Origin of the sequence: Schaalia cardiffensis, from assembly GCF_016405145.1 — a bacterium.
Lineage (GTDB): Bacteria > Actinomycetota > Actinomycetes > Actinomycetales > Actinomycetaceae > Pauljensenia > Pauljensenia cardiffensis.
Map to the genome: position 1 here is coordinate 138,443 of NZ_JAEKIA010000002.1, position 19,075 is coordinate 157,517.

At 60.8% G+C, this 19,075-nt stretch carries 17 protein-coding genes; 9 read left to right on the plus strand and 8 right to left on the minus strand.

Features of this window, described 5'->3' with window-relative positions; all coding sequences use genetic code 11:
• Positions 1–326 precede the first annotated feature (326 nt).
• Positions 327–923 carry a 1-acyl-sn-glycerol-3-phosphate acyltransferase gene (locus JFX23_RS01840; protein ID WP_198775469.1) on the minus strand — a complete coding sequence of 199 codons (597 nt, stop codon included), beginning with the start codon at positions 921–923 and terminating at the stop codon, positions 327–329.
• Positions 924–1,181: 258 nt separating this feature from the next.
• On the opposite strand from JFX23_RS01840, the gene typA reads away from it, so the two are divergent.
• Positions 1,182–3,101, plus strand: coding sequence for a translational GTPase TypA (gene typA, locus JFX23_RS01845; RefSeq protein ID WP_198775470.1), 1,920 nt, complete (start codon positions 1,182–1,184; stop codon positions 3,099–3,101).
• A gap of 326 nt (positions 3,102–3,427) precedes the next feature.
• Here typA and JFX23_RS09295 read toward each other — a convergent pair whose 3' ends face one another.
• Positions 3,428–3,769 (minus strand): putative acetyltransferase, encoded by a 342-nt coding sequence (locus JFX23_RS09295; protein ID WP_233050468.1) that lies wholly within the window; start codon positions 3,767–3,769, stop codon positions 3,428–3,430.
• A 51-nt stretch (positions 3,770–3,820) separates the two neighbouring features.
• Here JFX23_RS09295 and fdxA point away from each other — a divergent pair, with 51 nt between their 5' ends.
• The 3 genes from fdxA to JFX23_RS01865 all read left to right on the plus strand — a co-directional run bounded on the left by fdxA (position 3,821) and on the right by JFX23_RS01865 (position 6,763).
• The gene (gene fdxA / locus JFX23_RS01855) at positions 3,821–4,144 is read left to right on the plus strand and encodes a ferredoxin (protein ID WP_005962078.1); all 324 of its coding nucleotides are present in this window, start codon (positions 3,821–3,823) and stop codon (positions 4,142–4,144) included.
• 16 nt (positions 4,145–4,160) lie between these two features.
• Positions 4,161–5,303: a succinyldiaminopimelate transaminase gene (dapC, locus tag JFX23_RS01860; protein WP_198775471.1), complete on the plus strand. Its 1,143-nt coding sequence runs from the start codon at positions 4,161–4,163 to the stop codon at positions 5,301–5,303.
• 131 nt (positions 5,304–5,434) lie between these two features.
• Entirely contained in the window at positions 5,435–6,763 is a 1,329-nt protein-coding gene (locus JFX23_RS01865) for a citrate synthase (protein WP_005962074.1), read from the plus strand.
• Between the two features lie 312 nt (positions 6,764–7,075).
• On the opposite strand, the gene dapD is transcribed toward JFX23_RS01865, so the two are convergent.
• Both dapD and JFX23_RS01875 read right to left on the minus strand, forming a co-directional pair.
• Positions 7,076–8,059 (minus strand): 2,3,4,5-tetrahydropyridine-2,6-dicarboxylate N-succinyltransferase, encoded by a 984-nt coding sequence (gene dapD / locus JFX23_RS01870; protein WP_198775472.1) that lies wholly within the window; start codon positions 8,057–8,059, stop codon positions 7,076–7,078.
• A 255-nt stretch (positions 8,060–8,314) separates the two neighbouring features.
• A complete protein-coding gene (locus JFX23_RS01875) occupies positions 8,315–9,007 on the minus strand; it encodes a Maf family protein (RefSeq protein ID WP_198775473.1) in 693 nt (230 codons plus the stop codon).
• Between the two features lie 381 nt (positions 9,008–9,388).
• Between JFX23_RS01875 and JFX23_RS01880 the strand changes: the two genes are divergently transcribed.
• The 5 genes from JFX23_RS01880 (at position 9,389) to purE (ending at position 14,658) form a co-directional block, all read left to right on the plus strand.
• The gene (locus tag JFX23_RS01880; RefSeq protein ID WP_005962068.1) at positions 9,389–10,429 is read left to right on the plus strand and encodes an adenylate/guanylate cyclase domain-containing protein; all 1,041 of its coding nucleotides are present in this window, start codon (positions 9,389–9,391) and stop codon (positions 10,427–10,429) included.
• 154 nt (positions 10,430–10,583) lie between these two features.
• Positions 10,584–11,258: a response regulator transcription factor gene (locus JFX23_RS01885; protein WP_040313717.1), complete on the plus strand. Its 675-nt coding sequence runs from the start codon at positions 10,584–10,586 to the stop codon at positions 11,256–11,258.
• 198 nt (positions 11,259–11,456) lie between these two features.
• The gene (locus JFX23_RS01890) at positions 11,457–12,782 is read left to right on the plus strand and encodes a HAMP domain-containing sensor histidine kinase (protein ID WP_198775474.1); all 1,326 of its coding nucleotides are present in this window, start codon (positions 11,457–11,459) and stop codon (positions 12,780–12,782) included.
• Between the two features lie 47 nt (positions 12,783–12,829).
• Positions 12,830–13,984 carry a 5-(carboxyamino)imidazole ribonucleotide synthase gene (locus tag JFX23_RS01895; RefSeq protein ID WP_198775475.1) on the plus strand — a complete coding sequence of 385 codons (1,155 nt, stop codon included), beginning with the start codon at positions 12,830–12,832 and terminating at the stop codon, positions 13,982–13,984.
• Positions 13,985–14,088: 104 nt separating this feature from the next.
• Positions 14,089–14,658 (plus strand): 5-(carboxyamino)imidazole ribonucleotide mutase, encoded by a 570-nt coding sequence (purE, locus tag JFX23_RS01900; protein ID WP_198775476.1) that lies wholly within the window; start codon positions 14,089–14,091, stop codon positions 14,656–14,658.
• A gap of 255 nt (positions 14,659–14,913) precedes the next feature.
• Here the strand turns inward: purE and JFX23_RS01905 are convergent, their stop codons facing one another.
• The 4 genes from JFX23_RS01905 to JFX23_RS01920 form a co-directional block, all read right to left on the minus strand.
• Entirely contained in the window at positions 14,914–16,179 is a 1,266-nt protein-coding gene (locus JFX23_RS01905; protein WP_198775477.1) for an LCP family protein, read from the minus strand.
• A 416-nt stretch (positions 16,180–16,595) separates the two neighbouring features.
• Positions 16,596–17,903, minus strand: a complete 1,308-nt coding sequence (locus JFX23_RS01910) for an LCP family protein (RefSeq protein ID WP_198775478.1) — start codon at positions 17,901–17,903, stop codon at positions 16,596–16,598.
• Between the two features lie 32 nt (positions 17,904–17,935).
• Positions 17,936–18,349 carry a DUF2304 domain-containing protein gene (locus JFX23_RS01915; protein WP_165544451.1) on the minus strand — a complete coding sequence of 138 codons (414 nt, stop codon included), beginning with the start codon at positions 18,347–18,349 and terminating at the stop codon, positions 17,936–17,938.
• Positions 18,350–18,351: 2 nt separating this feature from the next.
• Entirely contained in the window at positions 18,352–19,029 is a 678-nt protein-coding gene (locus JFX23_RS01920) for a glycosyltransferase family 2 protein (protein WP_198775479.1), read from the minus strand.
• Positions 19,030–19,075 lie beyond the last annotated feature (46 nt).

Consider the following 19,075-nt stretch of genomic DNA (forward strand, 5'->3'; position numbering starts at 1 on the left):
GGGACGAAGGGCGTTGAGCTGAGGAAGGACGGGGTAATGAGGCGAAGGGGAGATGAAGGAAAGGAGTAGAGGGATACGGGCTGGTGGGACGGGGGAGAGCAGGGCCGATACAAGCTGAAGGAGTGTGCGAGTCACAGAGAGGTGATTCAGGCGGAAGAGTGAAGGCAGGGCCCCTTTAGATCTGCAGGATTAAAGGAGGGGCTCCTTTAAGCTCCACGCACACATCAGAGAGGGTTTAGAGCTGCGAGCGCTTGTTCACAACTGCTTGGTCCTGCGAGTTCGAAGGCACTGTTCTTCAGACCTGAGCCTCCGAAGGGGTCCCGCCCTCAACAGGCCTTCCCGCTTTCAGCAGGATCGTCCTCGGCTCGAAGACGAGGAACAGAGGCAAGCTCAGGGTTCACGCCGACCTTGTCTGAGTAGAACTCGCGGATCACGTCCATATCGGCTCTAGGATCGCCGCTCAGACGAATCGAACGCCCCCATCCGAAGGTCATGGTTTTGCGGTCAACGAAACCGAGTGCCACAGGCAAGTCCGCGCCCTGAGCGATCCTGTAGAAACCAGACTTCCAGTACTCGCGCGGCGACCTCGTCCCCTTCGGAGTGAGAACGATCGTGAAGCTCTCAGAAGCGTTAGCGGCATCCACCACCTGCCCGACGATGCCGTGCGCAGCCGTCCGATCGACGCCGATCGCGCCGATCCACTTGACGAAAGCGCCGAAGATCGGTTTCTTCACGATCGAGTCCTTCACGAGGAAATGGAAGGGTCGCTCGATCGACCAGAACGAGAGCGCCATAAAGACGCCGTCCCAGTTCGATGTGTGCGGGGCTCCGATCACCATCGTCTTATCAGCGAGGGGTTCGCCTGCGAAGTTCCATCGGGAAAAACGCAGGTAGGTGCGCGCGATGAATCTACGGATCTTCATGGGGGACCTCAGACAGTCTTGAAGCGGATCAGCGCCCGCATGTCATGGGGTGCGTCGCCCTCGTGTGGGCGGCGCTCTCGGACGAGAATCGACTCTACGCAGGCGAAGCCTTTCGCGCATCATCGTCCAGGTCTCGCGTGTCCGATGTCGCACGCCCGACCCGGGGGAGGGGCGAGAGCACGGACTAAACTCGGGGATGCTCATGTGCGCCGAAAGGGTGCACACGAGCCTTGAACGCGCCCAATCAGAGGAGAATCCATGCCAGTTCGCCAGGACCTGCGCAATGTCGCGATCGTCGCCCACGTCGACCACGGCAAAACGACACTGGTTGACGCGATGCTATGGCAGTCGGGCGCATTCTCCGAACGCGACACCGTGGAGAAAACCGGCGAGCGCGTCATGGACTCCGGTGATCTCGAACGCGAGAAGGGCATTACGATCCTCGCGAAGAACACCGCCGTCCACTACTCGGGCCCCGCAGCGAAAGCCCTCGGCCTGGAAGGCGGGGTGACGATCAACGTGATCGACACACCCGGACACGCCGATTTCGGCGGCGAGGTCGAGCGCGGCCTGTCCATGGTCGACGGCGTCATCCTCATGGTTGACGCCTCCGAGGGGCCCTTGCCGCAGACCCGTTTCGTGCTCCGCAAAGCCCTCCAGGCCCAGCTGCCCGTCGTCGTGGTCGTCAACAAGGTCGACCGCCCAGACTCACGCATCGAAGAGGTCGTCTCCGAAACGACTGATCTGCTCCTCTCGCTTGGCGAGGACCTCATGAACGACGGCGTTGAAACCGACGTCGATTCCCTCCTGGACGTGCCCGTCATCTACGCCTCCGCGAAGGCCGGTGTTTGCTCGCTGGAGAACCCGGGCAATGGCATTCTTCCGACTGAGAACCTCGAGCCCTTGTTCGAGACGATCCTCAACAGGATCCCCGGCCCCTCCTACGAGGAGGAGGCCCCCCTGCAGGCGCATGTCACGAACCTCGATGCTTCGCCCTTCCTCGGCCGCCTCGCGCTCTTGCGCATTCATAACGGAACTTTGACGAAGGGCGCGAGCCTGGGCCTCGCCCGCCATGACGGCACCATCGCGAACGTGCGCGTCACCGAACTGCTGCGCACTGAGGGCCTTGAACGGATTTCCACCGAATCGGCCGGCCCCGGTGAGATCGTCGCCGTCGCAGGCATCGAGGACATCACCATCGGCGAGTCCCTCGTCGACCTCGAAGATCCGCGTCCTCTGCCGCTCATCACCATTGACGACCCGGCGATTTCGATGACCATTGGCATCAATACCTCGCCCCTGGCGGGTCGTGTCAGAGGTGCGAAGGTCACCGCCCGTCAGGTGAAGGACCGTCTCGACCGTGAACTCGTCGGCAATGTGTCCCTCAGGGTTCTCCCGACCGAGCGCCCCGACGCCTGGGAGGTCCAAGGGCGAGGCGAACTCGCCCTCGCGATCCTCGTCGAGCAGATGCGCCGCGAGGGTTTCGAGCTGACCGTCGGCAAACCGCAGGTCGTCACCAAGGAGATCGAGGGCGTGCGCTGCGAACCGATGGAGCGCATGACGATCGATATTCCCGAGGAGCACCTCGGTGCCGTCACTCAGCTCATGGCGGCGCGCAAGGGGCGCATGGAAACCATGTCGAACCACGGTTCTGGCTGGATCCGCCTCGAGTTCGTCGTCCCCGCCCGCGGCCTCATCGGCTTCCGCACCCGCTTCCTCACGGAGACGCGCGGAACCGGCATTGCCTCTTCCATTGCCGAGGGCTATGCCCCCTGGCAAGGAGCGATCGAGCAGCGCCTCACGGGTTCACTCGTCGCAGACCGTGCGGGTCAGGCGACACCCTATGCGATGACGAACCTGCAAGAGCGCGGTTCCTTCATCGTTGAGCCCTCCTCGGAGGTTTACGAGGGCCAGGTCGTTGGCGAGAATCCTCGCGGCGAGGACATGGATGTGAACATTTGCCGTGAGAAGAAGCAGACGAACACCCGTTCAGCGACCGCTGACGTGTATGAGTCGCTCACTCCCTCGCGCAAGCTCACCCTTGAAGAGTCCCTCGAATTCGCGGCGAATGATGAATGCGTTGAGGTGACCCCCGATGCGGTTCGTGTCCGCAAGGTTGTGCTGGATGCGCAGGAGCGTTTCAAGATCGCAGCCCGGGAGCGGCGCGCCCAGAAGTAAGGGGCGTTTCATGAATGCAGCTCGGGAGCGGCGCGCCCAGAAGCGGAGGCTTCTCGCCCCATAAGTGGAGGGGTTGGCGACTTTTGGAGGGGATATAACCCCTCCACTTGTCGTTATCTCCTCCATTTGTTTTGTTGGCGGGGTAGGGCCTCCCTTGCTTGGCGGGGAGTGCTCAACGAGGGGCAATGCCCAATGCGGCGCCTGCAGTATCGCCCAGCCTTCAGCTCATGAATGCCCTCCCTTCAGCTCGCGAAAGCCTCACACTCAGTTCGCAAAGGCCCCGCCCTCAGCTCATGGACGCCTCCCTCAGCTCATGAACGCCTCCCTCAGCTTATGAACGAGGGCGGGGGCGGCACCTTCTTCCCCGTCACCATCGTCGCCGCCTCTACCCTGACCGGGCCGCGCCGAGTCTCGATCACGACATAATCGAAAGCGGTTTCAAGAAGAGTGCCGAGGGCATCATGCAGGCCATCGGAGAGACGATATCGGACGACGACGCGTTCACCGGGGCTCCACTTGAGCCACGGCAGGGGAGGTGGAGTCTGATTTGCGTTGTACGCGTCTTCGGGAATTGACGCTTTCGGGGCGGGCGCCAAGTTCGGGCAGACGGGCACATCCTCCCGGATCGCAAGGCGATCAGTGCTGTGGGTATGCTCCTCATGTTTCATGAGGGCGATAATAAAGCCAGAGTATTCACCCGACCCCGTCAAGGAGGAGTCATGACCTATGTCATCGCGCAGCCCTGCGTCGATGTGAAGGATCGCGCGTGCGTCGATGAGTGCCCCGTCGATTGCATTTACGAAGGGGCCCGCACGCTCTACATTCATCCCGAAGAATGCGTCGACTGCGGTGCCTGCGAGCCGGTGTGCCCGACCGAGGCGATCTTCTACGAGGATGATCTTCCTGAGCAGTGGTCGGATTACTATCGTGCGAATGTCGACTTCTTTAAGGATCTCGGCTCCCCGGGAGGTGCCCAGAGGACCGGAGCTCAGGACTTCGACGATGAGATGATCGCTGCCCTTCCCCCGCAGAACGCGCAATAAGACGAAGTCATTTGTCATGACTGCTCTTCCCCGTCCGCTCGCCCTTCCCGAGTTCCCCTGGAACCTCCTCACCCCCGTGAAGGAATTGGCGAACTCGCACCCCGATGGGATCTGCGATCTTTCCGTCGGAACCCCGGTCGACCCGACACCGCAGTTCATTCGTGATGCGCTTGTCGAAGCCTCTGACGCACACGGGTACCCCAGTGTCATCGGCACCCGGCAGCTGAGGGAGGCGATCCTCGCCTGGGGTGCGCGTAGGCGCATGACGGATGTCGGAGTAGAGGGCGTCATCCCGACGATCGGCTCGAAGGAAGCGGTTGCCTGGTTCCCGACTCTCCTGGGTGTTCGCCCAGGCGACACCGTTCTCGTTCCCGAGGTCGCTTACCCAACCTATGACATTGGCGCGCGCCTGGCCGGCGCGACTCCGGTACCGGTCGATCCGACTCGGCCCGACACTTGGCCCGATGCCGCCCTCGTCTTCCTCAACTCCCCAGGCAATCCTGACGGCCACGTCCTGTCCATCCCTCAACTCCGGGCCGCTCTCGCCTGGGCGCGAGAACACGAGGCCGTCATCATCTCCGACGAGTGTTACGCCGCGCTCCCATGGACGACGCCGTGGATCCACGAGGGCGTGCCCTCGATCCTCGATGAGGCAGTGTGCGAGGGCGACCCGAGTGGGGTCATCGTCTTGTACTCCTTGTCGAAGCAGTCGAATCTCGCCGGATACCGTGCGGCTGTGGCCTACGGCGATCCGGCGCTCATCGCGCAAGTCGTTGAGCTGCGTAAACACTCGGGGCTCATGGTGCCCACCCCGGTTCAGCATGCAATGACTCTCGCACTTGCCGATGATGAGCACGTCGAAGCTCAGCGGAGGGTGTATGAGGCGAGGCGGGACATGCTCCTTGAAGCGGTGGAGTCCCTCGGCCTCGTCAACGATCCCAACTCTGCTGCGGGCCTGTACCTGTGGGTCGCTAAGCCGGGCAATTCGGACTCGTGGGCACTGGTGAACGCTTGTGCTGAACTGGGTATCCTCGTGGCTCCGGGTGATTTCTACGGCGAGGCCGCCAAAGGACGCGTCCGCATTGCCCTGACGGCGAGTGATGAGAGGATCCGAGCTGCTTGCGAGCGCTTGCGGGCCGCGGGTCCACTCCTTGGATGAATCCAGATTTCTCTCGCAATCGAGATATCGCGAGTATAGGGTGATGAACAGCTGGACTTTCGTCCCGAGGCGGAGCTGAAGCTTTGGACCTCGCCAGTGGGGCCTCACCCCGCCACGTGAAGGGAGAAAACATGACGGAAGAACAGGTTCCCGCCGTTCGCCCAGATGGCATCCTCACTCTCGGGGAATCCAAGATCGTGCTGCCCCGAGTTACCGCCTCCGTAGGAAACGATGGTCTTGGTGTTTCCCGACTCCTCGCTGAGGGCAAGACCGTCACTCTCGACCCGGGATACACGAACACGGCCTCGTGCGAATCAGCGATCACCTTCATTGACGGCGATAAGGGGATCCTGCGCTACCGGGGCTACCCGATTGAACAGCTCGCGAAGAACTCGAGCTTCCTGGAAGTCGCCTACCTCCTGATTTACGGGGAGCTTCCCGACGCCGCGACCCTGGAATCCTTCATCCGCAGCATCCAACGCCACCGCCTCCTGCACGAGGATTTCAAAGCATTCTTCACGGCCTTCCCGCACCGCGGACACCCGATGGCGATCCTCCAGGCTGGGATTGCGGGTCTGGCCACCTATTACGAGGACACCCTCGATCCTCGCGACTCGAAACAACTCGACACCGCCCTTGTCCTCCTTCTTGCGAAGGTGCCGACGATGATCAGCTACATTGCGAAGCGGGCGGCAGGTCTGCCTCTCCTGTACCCGGATTCGGCGCGTGGCTACACCGAAGACTTCATCCGCATGACCTTCGGCATGCCCTATCAGGCCTACGACATTGATCCGGCACTGGTGCGCGCCCTCGACATGCTGCTTATCTTGCATGCCGATCATGAGCAGAACTGCTCAACCTCGACTGTGCGCCTCGTGGGCAGTTCGCAGGCGAATCTGTATGCCTCGGTCGCGGCCGGCGTTGGCGCTCTCGCAGGTCCTCTCCATGGCGGAGCGAACGAAGCCGTTTTGCGGATGCTCCACCAGATTCGCGACACAGGGGAGCCGGTCCAGAGTTTTGTCGACAAGGTGAAGTCGAAGGCCGAGGGCGTGCGCCTCATGGGTTTTGGCCACCGCGTCTACAAGAACTACGATCCGCGAGCTGCCCTCGTGAAGGAGACCGCCCACGAGGTCCTGTCTCGCCTGGGCAAGCGCGATGAACTCCTTGATATTGCGATGGAACTTGAGGATATCGCTTTGAATGATGACTACTTCAAGGCTCGCAAGCTCTATCCGAACGTGGACTTCTACACGGGCCTGATCTATTCGGCGATGGGATTCCCGACGAAGATGTTCACCCCGCTCTTTGCACTCGGTCGCCTGCCTGGCTGGATCTCCCAGTACGTTGAGATGACGACAGACCCGGCCACGAAGATCGGGCGGCCCCGCCAGGTGTATGTCGGTGAGGTCGAACGCGACTACGTGCCTTTGCGCATGCGCACCCCGCGCCTCAGTGTTTGAGGGCCTCAGTGTTTGAGGCGTGCATTCGCGCAGCTCCCGCGCCTCAATGCCTGAGGCGCGTAGAGGTGTGACTGTCCACAAGTCGAACGTTGTGCCTTGGATCCTTGAGGAAAGCCCAGGTCAGAGTTTGAATCGTCCGACTTGTGCACGCTTGATGTCCGACTTGTGCCCCTCAGCCGGGGCTTGACACAAACAGCTGCAGGGGACAGGCAGTTCTCAGGGGCGAGCAGTGCAGGGCAGAGACAGCTCTAGGGGACAGTCAGCTCTGATCTGAGGGACAGGAAGCTCTACGCCAGGCAGTGCTGTGGCACTTCAGATGTGGGGGCTCGCATCCTCGGGAATCTCAATACTCTTGCCGCCACGGGACAAAGCCTCAATCCGGCCCGACTGCGAATTACGGCGGAACAAGACATTCGACGCGCCAGCTAGCGTGCGCGCCGGAACGCACGGTGGTTCAGCGAAAAGACCATGTGCACCGGGTACGACACCACCGGCCTTCATCACCGCGACTTTCGCCCCTGCCGTGAGGAAGAGTCCGGCTTCAACAACGCAGTCATCGCCCAAAGGAATCCCCAGACCTGAATTCGCGCCGAGAAGGCAGCGCTTACCGAGGCGGACCCGGTTGCGACCGTCGCCGGAAAGGGTCCCCATCGTCGAGGCGCCGCCGCCGACATCTGAGCCATCATCAATGACGACGCCCTGAGAGATACGCCCCTCAACAGTGCAGCGTCCAAGAGTGCCCGCGTTGTAGTTGACGAAAGCGGCGTGCATGACGCTCGTTCCTTCCGCAAGGTATGCGCCTAAACGAACCTTCGCGCCATCTGCGATGCGCACTCCTTCGGGGACGACATAGTGGACCATTGCGGGGAACTTGTCGACGGAGAGCACCACGACGGGGTGACCGAGTGCGGCGCGCAGACGAAGGCGGGTCTCTTCGAAGCCCTCGGCGGCGCAGGGGCCCTGAGCGGTCCACACGACATTGGGAAGACGCGACACGATGCCGTCAAGGTTAATCGTATTGGGCTTGACCAGACGGTGGGAGAGAAGGTGGAGACGCAGGTAAGTGTCGGCTGTGGACTGGGGGCGGTCGCCGAGGTCGGCTTTACAGGTGACGACCGTCGTGCGGACCTGGCGGGCGTCGTCTTGACCTTGCATTGCTGTGAGCGTTTCAAGCAGATCGCCATCCTCGCCGGGCATCATCGTTCCGAGGTGGGGGCGCGGATACCAGACGTCCAGGGTCTCGCCGTCCATCGTGACGGTCGCCAGGCCGATTCCCCATGCAAGAGTCATGTCCATGTGAAGAATCCTAATTCGGAGCCCGGGGGAGGGGGAGCCCGTTTCGTGCATCCGTGCCCGGGGATGCTCTTCACCTGCAGTCTGGTAGAGCGTATTCTCCCCCGCACAATGTCGCGCAGCCCGGCAATGCTCGGCACTTGCCCGCGTGAGAGCTCTACTTACCGACGGTATGCACTTGTTCGTGTCGAGGGCGAGCTCTCCGTTTCTTCTGCGTCTGAGAGCGTCGAAGAAGAGCCGACGCTGTCCTCTATCCCTCTACTCTCGCGAAGGGGTCCTCCGGCGAAAATCCCACAGATCCGGCCAGAACACGCCAAGCTCCGAAGCGAGTTCACGCAACAGAGGCAAAGAAATGCCAACGACGGAGTGATGATCGCCCTCGACCCCCGTGATGAAGGGGCCACCGAGGCCATCAATCGTGAAAGAACCGGCGACGCGCAGCGGTTCACCCGAGGCGATGTAGGCCTCGATCTCCTCGTCGCTGATCTGCCCGAAGTGAACGACTGTCGAGGCTGAACGCGAGAGAGCAGACTCAAGGGCGTAAGAGCCATCCTCTTGGCGTCTCAGGAGACTGAGCGCGTGTCCGGTCCACAAAGTCGCCGCGCTTCCCCGCATTTCCCGGATCCTCTCGCGCGCGATTTCGGGCAGATGAGGTTTACCGACCATGCGCCCGTTGATCTCGAGCATCGAATCGCAGCCGACCAGAAGGAGAGAATCTGCCCCTTCCTCGTCGAGCAAGGCGTCAGAGGTGAGCGTCGAGGTGACGGCGTCTCGTTTTGCACAGGCGAGGGCGACAATTTGTTCATCAGCGCTGGGGGAGGGCGAGTGGGCCTTCACGGATTCGAGCACGGCATCTTCATCGACCTCAGAGACCCTGACGATGGGAGTGATTCCTGCAGCGAGGAGGGTGGAGAGTCGAGCCGGGGACTTGGAGGCGAGGAGGAGTCGCATGAGGCTATTGTCCCTGAAAGCCCCGGCCCTGTGCCAAGAGGGACTCTTCGTGACCGAGAGCTCTTTATCTTGCACGAGGTGAAGGCAGGATGTTCGAGCCGATGCTCGAAACAAGGGAGGCCGTGAGTGCTTCGCAGGGGAGGGGCCGTGAGGGCTTCGGAAGGAGGAGTCCGCGAGCACTTCGCGAGGAAAAGCCTGGGCATGCTGCGCAGGGGAGAGGCTGTGAGTGCTTCGCAGGGAAGAACCTGAGAGTGCTTGATACGGAGGAAAGGTGAAAACAAAGAAGAGAAGCTCAACGTGATGTAGGCTACTAAGCTGGTATTCGCTGCGGTTCCGCTCACGTTGTTTTCGGATCTCATTGGAAGGAGGGGCATCGAACATATGGGAGTCTCGTCGGCTCAAGATGACATTGAGAATTACGAACTTGAACATCAGACGGTCACGAGTTATGTTCCGCGCCTCCTTGGAGGGCCGCTGACGACCAGTGCTCGAATGCTCGCCGAAAGCACGGGGACCACGATCGAACGCGTCAACGACTATTGGGTCTCAATGGGTTTTCAACGCCCCGAACCCGATGAACGTGTCTTCACCGAGCGTGATATCGAGGTATTCACCACCTGGAATGGGCTCGTTGACTCCGGCGCAATCGACCTCGCGACAAGTCGCTCACTCCTGAGAGCGAATTCGCATCTCGCGGACCGTTTGAGCCTGTGGCAATTCGAAGCCCTCGTTGAAGATGCGATTCGCAGGCTCGGCCTTGATGATACGACTGCCCGCATGTACGTCATCGACCACATGCGGGACAGTGTCCACGCCTTCGAGGGAATGCTCTTGCATTCGTGGCGCCGTCAAATGGAAGCCCTTCTCGTCCGCCTCGACAAGGAGGTTGCTCAGCGCGGACACGAGGACTCCCGTACGCGCTTTCCGCTGAACCGTTCCCTCGGTTTCGTTGACATGGTGTCCTACACCTCATCTTCGACGATTCTGGGAGGCGCGCTCGTGGACCTCATTGAGAGATTCGAAGAAGAATCGCGCCTGGCTGTCACGGAGGCGGGCGGCAGGATCGTCAAAACAATCGGAGATGCCGTCTTGTATATTGCCGACGATCTTGCGACAGGGATGAAGGTCGCGACCTCTTTGATCGAGCGTCTCAGCGCAGACGACACGATCCTGCCCGTTCGAGCGTCCTTCGTGCGAGGGGACGTGTTCTCGCGTTCAGGGGATGTCTTCGGTCCGACGGTCAACCTTGCTTCTCGACTGGTGGACATTGCTCCGGTGGGGAAAATCCTCACCGATCCAGCCACAGCAGCCGCGATCGCTGCAGGCAAAGCAGGAAACGGATACGTGCTCGAAGATTTCCCCTCCGCTGAATTGCGGGGCTTCGGGCAGGTCACGCCCTATGTCCTCTCCTCTCGCGATTGAAGACGAGCTTTTTCTCTCCCCGGGGTGGACTTGAGAAGCGCCTTCCTTTTGTCTTTCTCCTCCCTGTGATACCCCTGATGAAGTGAGCGTGAGGGGCTCCTCGCAATGGTCAAGGAACATGAAAGAAATAATCTTGAAAGGGTATGATCTTCGTGTGACTACTGTTCTCCTCGTCGAAGATGATCCCGCGATCTCCGAACCCCTGGCCCGCGCTCTCGGTCGTGAGGGCTACGAGGTTCGCGCCCACGGCACCGGCCGGGGCGCCCTCGCCGAGGTTGAAGGGGCTGACCTCGTTGTCCTCGACCTCGGTCTTCCTGATATCGATGGCCTTGAAGTTGCGCGCGAGATCCGCGCCTGCGGCAAAACAGTGCCGATCCTGATCCTCACTGCCCGCACCGACGAGGTCGATATGGTGGTCGGCTTGGACGCGGGCGCCGACGACTACGTGACAAAGCCCTTCCGACTTGCTGAACTCCTCGCCCGAGTCCGCGCACTGCTTCGTCGGACGAGCACAGAAGTCAACGATTCTGAACTCAGCGCCCAGGACGTGCGCATGGATGTTGCCGCTCACCGCGCTTTCTCCGGCGACCGGGAGCTTCAACTCACCGCAAAGGAATTCGAGTTGCTTCGTGTTCTCCTGCGCGCAGCCGGGAGCGTCGTTGAACGCGAGACCCTCATGCGTGAAGTCTGGGGCTCCGATCCGACAGGCTCAACGAAGACTCTCGATATGCATGTGTCCTGGCTGCGACGCAAACTCGGAGACGACGCGACGAGCCCGCACTACATCACGACTGTTCGAGGAATGGGCTTCCGCTTCGAGTTGCGCTGAACACTCGCATCAGGGGCCAGCCTCTCGCCATCTCCCACACCTACCCGCGTCGCCTCTCTAGACGCGGGTAGCCTGTAGATAGAGCCGTGAGCCCTCGGACAAGTGGGGCCAGGCCCGAAAATCACAGCCCTCGAAGGCAGGTTCACGCCTGAGGCAGAGCAGGTTCTTCTGACATCGGATCACGAGGAAAGAGGAGATATGCGAAAACGCGCCGTACGGATGATCCTCACGGCCGTGACCGTCGTCGCCCTCCTCATGGGTGTCCCCGGTGCGATCGCGACCTCCTCGATCGTCTGGGTATCCGACGTGTCCCGCCTCGAGTCGAGGGCGCAGACGATTGCGAGAATGATCGACCGGCGGATCGAGAACGGTGACGCGGTTACTCCTTCCCTGATTGAGGCGCTCGTCTCTCCTGCGACGATCAGACAAAGCGGCGTACACGCCTCAGTGTCGACCGCTCAAGGCGACCTCATCACAGTACGGACACAGGTTACAGCTCCCACGCATGTTGTTTACGCCTCGACGAATCAGGGCACGAACGTGCGTCTAGAGGCCTCCGCATTGCCGACAATCGAACGTATCGGCTTCGTCCTCGTCCTGTATCTCGCTGGAATGGGTGCTTGCTTGATTGTCGGCTTCATCCTCGCCCTGAGATTCTCCCGACGACTGTCTGCACCTTTGATCTACCTCGCGGCTCAAGCTGAGCAGATCGGTTCGGGCCAGGTAAGAGCGCGGGTTAAACCCTCAGGGATTGAAGAGATCGACCTCGTTCAGGAGGAATTGGCGCGGACAGGAGAACGAATGGCGGGAAGGCTCGCCGCTGAGCGCCGATTCGCTTCCGATGCCTCGCATCAACTCCGAACCCCACTCACCGCCCTGTCAATGCGATTGGAGGAGATCGAATTAATCTCCTCCGAGCCGGAGGTTCAAGAAGAAGCGAAGAGCTGTCTTGAACAGGTTGAGCGTCTCACTGCGGTCGTTGCCGAACTGCTCGACTCCAATGCGAGGAATGTCGGCCAGACCGAAGCGATCCACATTCTCGAAGCCTTTAACACGCAGCGTGAAGAATGGGAGGCGGCCTTTGCCCAAGCTGGTCGTGAGCTCGTCTTCACAGACGAGGCGGAACTGCCGATCCTCGCCGATGGAGGGAAAATCTCCCAGGTGCTGGCAACCCTCATTGAGAACTCCTTGCGTTACGGCGCTGGCACCACTCGGGTGCTTGCCCGAAAGACGGCAAATCGGCGGGGGGTCGTTATTGATGTTTCCGACGAGGGCGAGGGAATTGCTGAAGACTTGGCACCCAACGTTTTTGAAAAGGGTGTGTCCGGGCATGGCTCGACTGGAATCGGCTTGGCTTTGGCAAAGGATCTGGCTGGGGCAATGGGTGGGAGATTGGAATTGACGCGCAACCGGCCACCTGTCTTCTCACTCTCCCTCGCTGCGATTCCCGCATCCCTCGACCCTGATCGGGTCATGCCCCATGGGCCAGTCGTCTCGATGGGACGCAGATCGCGTCGATTCTGAAGCCTCCTCGAGGCGAGCCCGGTCCTGGAGCGACTAGATTGAAGTGCATGGAGCCCACTCGGAGCACACGCCCGGTCGTCGCCGTCATCGGAGGCGGGCAGCTCGCCCGCATGATGCAGGAGAGCGCGATCGCCCTCGGCATTGAGCTGCGTCCCCTCGTTGAAGCCCCGGACACTTCGACTGCTCTGGTCGTCGCCTCCTCAACAGTCGGCCTGCCCAAGAATGACGAGCTTGTTCGCACGCTCGTCGAAGGGGCTGACGTGCTCACTTTCGAACATGAGCACATCCCCCAGGCCCTTCTCGCACAACTCGAGGGCTCGCTCGCCATCGAACCACGCGCCCACGCCCTCTTGTACGCCCAAGATAAGCTCGCGATGCGTGAACGCCTCACTCAGATGGGGGCGCCCTGTCCGCGCTGGGCGAGGATCGACACCCTTGAACACTTGCAGGCCTTCGGGGATGAGTGTGGCTGGCCCCTCATCGTGAAAACACCGACCGGGGGCTATGACGGGCGTGGAGTTCGAGTCGTCCACGAGGCTGAGGACGTGGCCGAATGGTTCGGAAAGGGACCACTCCTCGCCGAAGAGTTCGTGCCCTTCGTGTCCGAGGTCGCCGCACTGTGCGCCCGAAGACCCTCCGGACAGATCAAGTCGTGGCCTGTTGCGACGAGTGAGCAGGTCGATGGAGTCTGCTCCGTTGTTACGGCTCCTGCGTTCGGCGTGCGTCCCGAAACTCTCGAAGCGGCGCGTGAACTCGGTGAGAGGATCGCTGAAGAACTCGGGGTGACAGGTGTGCTCGCGGTTGAGATGTTCGTGGTCGGCGAGGGCGACGACGAGCACGTCCTCGTCAACGAGCTTGCGATGCGTCCACACAATACAGGTCACTGGACCATTGATGGTGCGGTGACGAGCCAATTCGAGCAGCACCTTCGAGCTGTCTTGGACCTGCCTCTCGGTTCAACCGAGCTTCGTGTTCCCGGTTCGAGCTGCGTCATGGTGAATCTTTTGGGTTCGAGTTTCCCCTGTCCGGCTCGCGCCCTCGGACAAGCCCTGGAAGGTCATCCTGAAGCGAAGGTCCATATCTACTCCAAAGCCGTTCGTCCGGGCCGCAAACTCGGCCATGTGACGGTTGTGAACGCCGATCCGGTGCGTGCCCGGGCTGAGGCTGAAGAAGTTGTTGCTGCCCTTCGCGGCCAGGTCTGAGAGCTGTGTGTGAGCAAGGCTCTCAGCGTGCGGCGCATCCTTGTTGAGCTTGAGCCCTTCGACTTCTCTTCCCTATTCACGAGGCTTCCTGAAAGGAGCATCCGATGAACGATTCGACCCCTGAGCTTGATATTCCTTTGAGCGCAACCGGCCCTCACCCCCTCGTCGGTGTCGTCATGGGCTCCGATTCGGATTGGCCGACTATGGAACCCGCCGTTGCTGCCCTCGCGGAGTTCGGCATCGCTTGCGAAGTCGGCGTCGTTTCGGCTCACCGAATGCCCGAGGACATGCTTGCCTATGGCCGTTCGGCCTCGGCTCGGGGTTTGCGGGTCATCATCGCTGGAGCGGGGGGCGCCGCACACCTGCCCGGTATGCTCGCTGCTCTCACTGAGCTTGCGGTCGTGGGCGTCCCCGTTCCACTCAAGCACCTTGATGGAGTGGATTCTCTCCACTCGATCGTGCAAATGCCCGCGGGAGTGCCCGTCGCGACTGTTTCTATTGCTGGTGCGCGTAACGCGGGTTTGCTCGCCGCTCGGATTCTCTCCGCTGGTGAGGGGCCCGAGGCTGAGGCCTTGCGTGGCAAGATGCGGGACTTCCAAAAGGGGCTGCGCGATCTCGCCTCGGAAAAGGGGGCGGCGCTGGCTGAGAGGGTTGTCGCACGCTCTCAGGGGTGAGAGCAACACCGGGAAATGCTGCTCGCTTGGGCTTTGGCTGTGAATGAGGACCCCGCGTGGAGCATGGGGTGTCTAAGAGGCGGGAGTGAAGTCCGGCAGGGGATGCTGAGTTTGCGCGGCCTATGGGTGGTGAAGACCCGAGGGGTCGGGGGCTATGACTTGGGGAACCGTGCCCCTCAAGACCTCAGGGAACCCCTGCGTTGCTGATTGTGGCTCTGGCTGTTCAGCCGTTTCCTCGCCGCTCTCATGGGGTGTTTAACGACCGAAGGCGTTGAAATCTTCAGTGGTCAAAGTCCCATTGCGGAGCTTTTCGAAGAACTCGGGTGCGGTCTCATCTTCCAGGAGCACTGCGGAAGATCCCACATCCGTGCGGAAATCGAGAGACTCGACTGGCGGGATTCCACTCAAGCCCTGCGTACCCGCATCCTTGAACGCAAGGACAAGACGTGCAATATCCAGGAGGGAAGTGTCCTCGTCAACTGTGAAGGATCCAGAACCCGCACGTTCGACTCGCAAAGTACGTGCAGGATAAAGAAAAGTCGTTGGGGCGAGAGCCTTTTCAATCGTCTTCGATACGACTTGGCGTTGACGCTTGGCGCGACCGATATCCCCCTCGGGATCCTGGTAGCGCATACGTGAGAAGGCGAGCGCCGTCTTCCCATCAACATCGTGGCAGCCCGCGGTCCATTCGAGAGTAGAAGGATCGTCGCTCACATTGCCGTCATAGCAGACGTTGATGCCGTCAACGGCGTCTACCATATTCGAGACTCCGCCCATGCCGATCTGCACGTAATGATCGACGGTGAGTCCGCTGAGAGATTCAACGGTCTTCACGAGCAATTCAGGGCCACCGTAGGAGAAGGACGCATTGATCTTGTCCCAGCCGTAGCCAGGGATCTCAACATAGGTGTCTCGTGGGATGGAAACAGCTGACTTTTGACCGTTGGGCGCAATATTGACCAGCATGATGGAGTCTGAGCGTTCCGAGCCTTCGAAGTCGTCTTGTACAGCGCCATCATCACGAGAGTCCGAGCCAGCGAGAAGATATGTGGTCCCTGGCGTGTCCGCAGCCCCAGAAAGAGCGGAGGTCCGGCCTAAGTTCTGGTTCGCATCCCACATCAAGAAGCCCACCCAGCCGCTCAGGATGAGGACGAGTAAAAGGAACACTTTGAAAAGCCTGCCGCGAAGACGACGGGCTCGCTTGAGTCGTGGCCGAGGCGCGGAATGTGGCGCTTGAGAGGGGCCGCGACGCGGCGTGAGCGTCGTGGGCCGAGGTTGTTGGCGCTCATGTGAAAACCCTTCCGCCTGAGCGCGGGCCTGGGGGGAAGCCCCCTGACGCAGACTCTTGCGTTTGGGAGCGAAAGCAGGTGGAAGATCACGTTGAGGCTGATCGGCAGTCGTCGGCAGAAGAGGACGATCAGCTTGGGGCTCGGGGGATGCGGAGTCGACGCGCCATGCACGCGCCTGAGCATCATCTGCGGCGATGCCATAGACCCGTGGGCGTGTACGAAAGACCGGCATCTGCCCGCCCTGATTCGACGGCTCTTGGGTTCTGCGAGCCCCTTGAGCGCTCGGGCGCTTAGGGCGCGGCGAACCTTCGGCACCGTTTCGGGCATTGGGACTGGCTTGAGAAGCCGCGGAAGGGTGCTGAGAGCCTGTAGACCTGGCCTCAGAGGCCGTAGAACGAGAAGGCCGGGCGGAAGCGGAAGCAGAAGACTGGGAAGGTGCCAGGGCCTGCGAAGAGCCTGTGAATTGCGTTGAAGATGCCGAAGGGTGCGGGCGCGGCCCATGAGACTCGCGTTCAACCCGCGCCTGCTCTCCGGGCGTTAAAAGGCGCGAGGAAGCTGAGGATTCACTCCGTTCAGGTGCGTTTTGGGCAGCCTGTGACAAAGGGCGGGAACGCCGCTCCTTGGGGCTGAACGAGGGAGGATATTCGCTCATTGACTCGGTGGGCAGGTCTGCGGGGGAGTGGGTGCGGGCTCAGGACTCGAAGCTTTAGCGGCTGAAGAATCAGCCGGGGGCTGGGAAGGATTGGTCTGTGAATCACCCGAGGAATCCCCGGTTTGAGAGGGATCGGATTGTGGCTCGGACTCGCCGGGGAAAGGAACGACCTGCTGGGTGCCGGTCCCATCGGTGTAGGTCATACCTGCAGGAAGGGGCGCGTCGGACTTCAAAACCTCCCATAGGAGAGAAGCATCCGGTTCGATTGCGACTACCCGATTCGGATCATGCGGCGCGTTCGCCCACGGCAGGGTGACGAAACGGATATTGGCTTTGTCCAAGTTGAGGAGGGAAAGAAGAAGCCCCGCATCAGAATTGATATCCGCAAGATTCGGCGAAACCGTCAAAGAAGCGATCGTCGCCTGCAAGAAGGACAGGAGAGCCGGAAGATCGGTGACGAAGTTTTTCGACAGGACTTCACGCAGTATCGCGGAGACGAGCTCCTGCTGGCGGCCGATCCTCGAAATATCGGAACCATCGCCGATCTCTTTGCGGGCGCGGGCGAAGGCGAGCGCCGTCATGGAGTCGAAACGCTGACAACCAGCGTGCACATCAAGGCCCGCGAGCTCATCGTACATATCCTCGGGAACGTCGAACCAGACACCCCCGAGTGCGTCGATCATTCCCTTGAACCCAGTGAAGTCCACGATCACGAAAGCATCAATGTGGACGCCGGTGAGCTCCTCAACGGTGGCCTTCGTGCAGGCGATACCGCCCGCAAGGTCATTGGTGACCGCCCCGGTGGAAAAAGCAGAATTGAACATTCCCGTGTATTCGTAGGTCTGCGCGCCGCTGGACAGAGTGCACGAGGGAATGTCAGTGATGAGGTCGCGGGGAATCGAAACAACGGTGATGGACTGACGATCAGCGGAGATATGCGCGATCATCGTCGTATCCGACTGGATCGTGGAAAGTTCTTCAGCGTCGCCGTAGCCCGAATCATCCTGGTTGTATCGCGAGTCCACGCCCGAAACGAGCAGATTGATCGGCTGTCCTTCGAACTGGTCGATTGGAGTGATCGTCTCCGCGGACTGCTCAGAATCCGCAGACAAATGCGAAATGTCGAGCACGGACTCCTTCACCTGGTTCGCGAGGGCGTTGTAGACGAAAACGCTTGTTGTCACTACGAAGAGTGAGCTTGCGAGGAAAACAGCGAGGAGGGCGCGAAGCACACCGAAACGGTACGGCGAGGTTGCCGCATGCTGAATCGGGAGCCGACGGCTCAGAGTTTCGTGTTTGCTCATCAATCCTTGATCGTAGCGTTATATTCGCCGCTTCACCCCATGCACTCCCGGTGCTCTTCGTCATTGTGCGACCCCTCTACGCCTGTGTGAGGCGCAGAATCCGGCTCGTTCTCATCCGCGTTCGCGAGGGCGACGGCGCGAGCGAGGGCCGTGATCCGACGCTCCTGAGCGGCCTCCTTCCGATAAGAACTCACGAGCTGAGCGAAGAAAGCGACGACGAGTGCGTAGACGAGAAGGTTCACTCCTCTTTCCACTCCGAGGCGGTGGGCGACGTGGTTGAGAGTTCCGGGGAACAGGATCGCGAAAACCGCGAACAAGAGGAGAACCAGGATCGAGAGGCGACGCACAGCCAAATGCGACTGGGAACGGACCGGCCTCATGATGACAAGCGCAATGAGGACGAAGCCCACAAGGAGAAGGAGCCTGATCAACCAGTACGAGGGCACGCTCACTCCATCACCAGATCGACGAGAATATTCACAGAATTGAGCAGGGACTGGCCCTTCGCCCTCGAATACTCGGAGTACTCGATGCTCACAGGGTATTCCGCCCAGGCCAGGCCGGTCACGGCGAGCTTCTCAACGATTTCGCTCGCATGCGCCATACGGTTGTGCACGAGGGAAAAAGAGGATAAGGCGTCGCGCCGGATCACTCGCAGACCGTTATGCGCATCCGTCACAGCAAGGCCCGTCTTGCGTCGGGCAGCGCCAGCGGCGCTCTTCAACACCAGTCGACGCATGGGGGACAACCCCTGGGGGCTCTCGGAGAGAAAACGAGAACCGAGAACGAAACCCAGGTCGTTCTTGCGTGCGAGGGCGCACATCCCTTCGGCATCTTCCACCCGGTGTTGACCATCAGCGTCGAAAGTGACGGCGAAACGGGCTTCAGTCTTCTTCAACACCCAGGTGAATCCCGTTTGCAAAGCCGCTCCCTGTCCGAGGTTCACAGGGTGGGGGATCACCAGGGCTCCTGCCCGTCTGGCGGCGCACACAGTGTCATCGCTTGAGGCGTCGTCGACGCACACGATATTCGGAAAGAACTTTCGCACGGAGGCAATAACGCGAGCGATCATCGGCCCCTCGTTATATGCCGGGATCACCACCCACACGTCCGTGTTCCTCTCCATATGGGGAATTGTCCCACTTGGGCACCACTCGCGGGAAGCTGGGTGC

What these genes read in the sequence shown, in the direction of transcription:
- JFX23_RS01875 (WP_198775473.1), bottom strand. Translation starts at nt 9,007, where the DNA reads ATGCGACTCCTCCTCGCCTCCAAGTCCCCGGCTCGACTCTCCACCCTC.
- dapC (WP_198775471.1), top strand. Translation starts at nt 4,161, where the DNA reads ATGACTGCTCTTCCCCGTCCGCTCGCCCTTCCCGAGTTCCCCTGGAAC.
- JFX23_RS01880 (WP_005962068.1), top strand. Translation starts at nt 9,389, where the DNA reads ATGGGAGTCTCGTCGGCTCAAGATGACATTGAGAATTACGAACTTGAA.
- typA (WP_198775470.1), top strand. Translation starts at nt 1,182, where the DNA reads ATGCCAGTTCGCCAGGACCTGCGCAATGTCGCGATCGTCGCCCACGTC.
- JFX23_RS01920 (WP_198775479.1), bottom strand. Translation starts at nt 19,029, where the DNA reads ATGGAGAGGAACACGGACGTGTGGGTGGTGATCCCGGCATATAACGAG.
- JFX23_RS09295 (WP_233050468.1), bottom strand. Translation starts at nt 3,769, where the DNA reads ATGAAACATGAGGAGCATACCCACAGCACTGATCGCCTTGCGATCCGG.
- fdxA (WP_005962078.1), top strand. Translation starts at nt 3,821, where the DNA reads ATGACCTATGTCATCGCGCAGCCCTGCGTCGATGTGAAGGATCGCGCG.
- dapD (WP_198775472.1), bottom strand. Translation starts at nt 8,059, where the DNA reads ATGGACATGACTCTTGCATGGGGAATCGGCCTGGCGACCGTCACGATG.
- JFX23_RS01865 (WP_005962074.1), top strand. Translation starts at nt 5,435, where the DNA reads ATGACGGAAGAACAGGTTCCCGCCGTTCGCCCAGATGGCATCCTCACT.
- JFX23_RS01890 (WP_198775474.1), top strand. Translation starts at nt 11,457, where the DNA reads ATGCGAAAACGCGCCGTACGGATGATCCTCACGGCCGTGACCGTCGTC.
- JFX23_RS01905 (WP_198775477.1), bottom strand. Translation starts at nt 16,179, where the DNA reads ATGCCGGTCTTTCGTACACGCCCACGGGTCTATGGCATCGCCGCAGAT.
- purE (WP_198775476.1), top strand. Translation starts at nt 14,089, where the DNA reads ATGAACGATTCGACCCCTGAGCTTGATATTCCTTTGAGCGCAACCGGC.
- JFX23_RS01895 (WP_198775475.1), top strand. Translation starts at nt 12,830, where the DNA reads ATGGAGCCCACTCGGAGCACACGCCCGGTCGTCGCCGTCATCGGAGGC.
- JFX23_RS01840 (WP_198775469.1), bottom strand. Translation starts at nt 923, where the DNA reads ATGAAGATCCGTAGATTCATCGCGCGCACCTACCTGCGTTTTTCCCGA.
- JFX23_RS01910 (WP_198775478.1), bottom strand. Translation starts at nt 17,903, where the DNA reads ATGAGCAAACACGAAACTCTGAGCCGTCGGCTCCCGATTCAGCATGCG.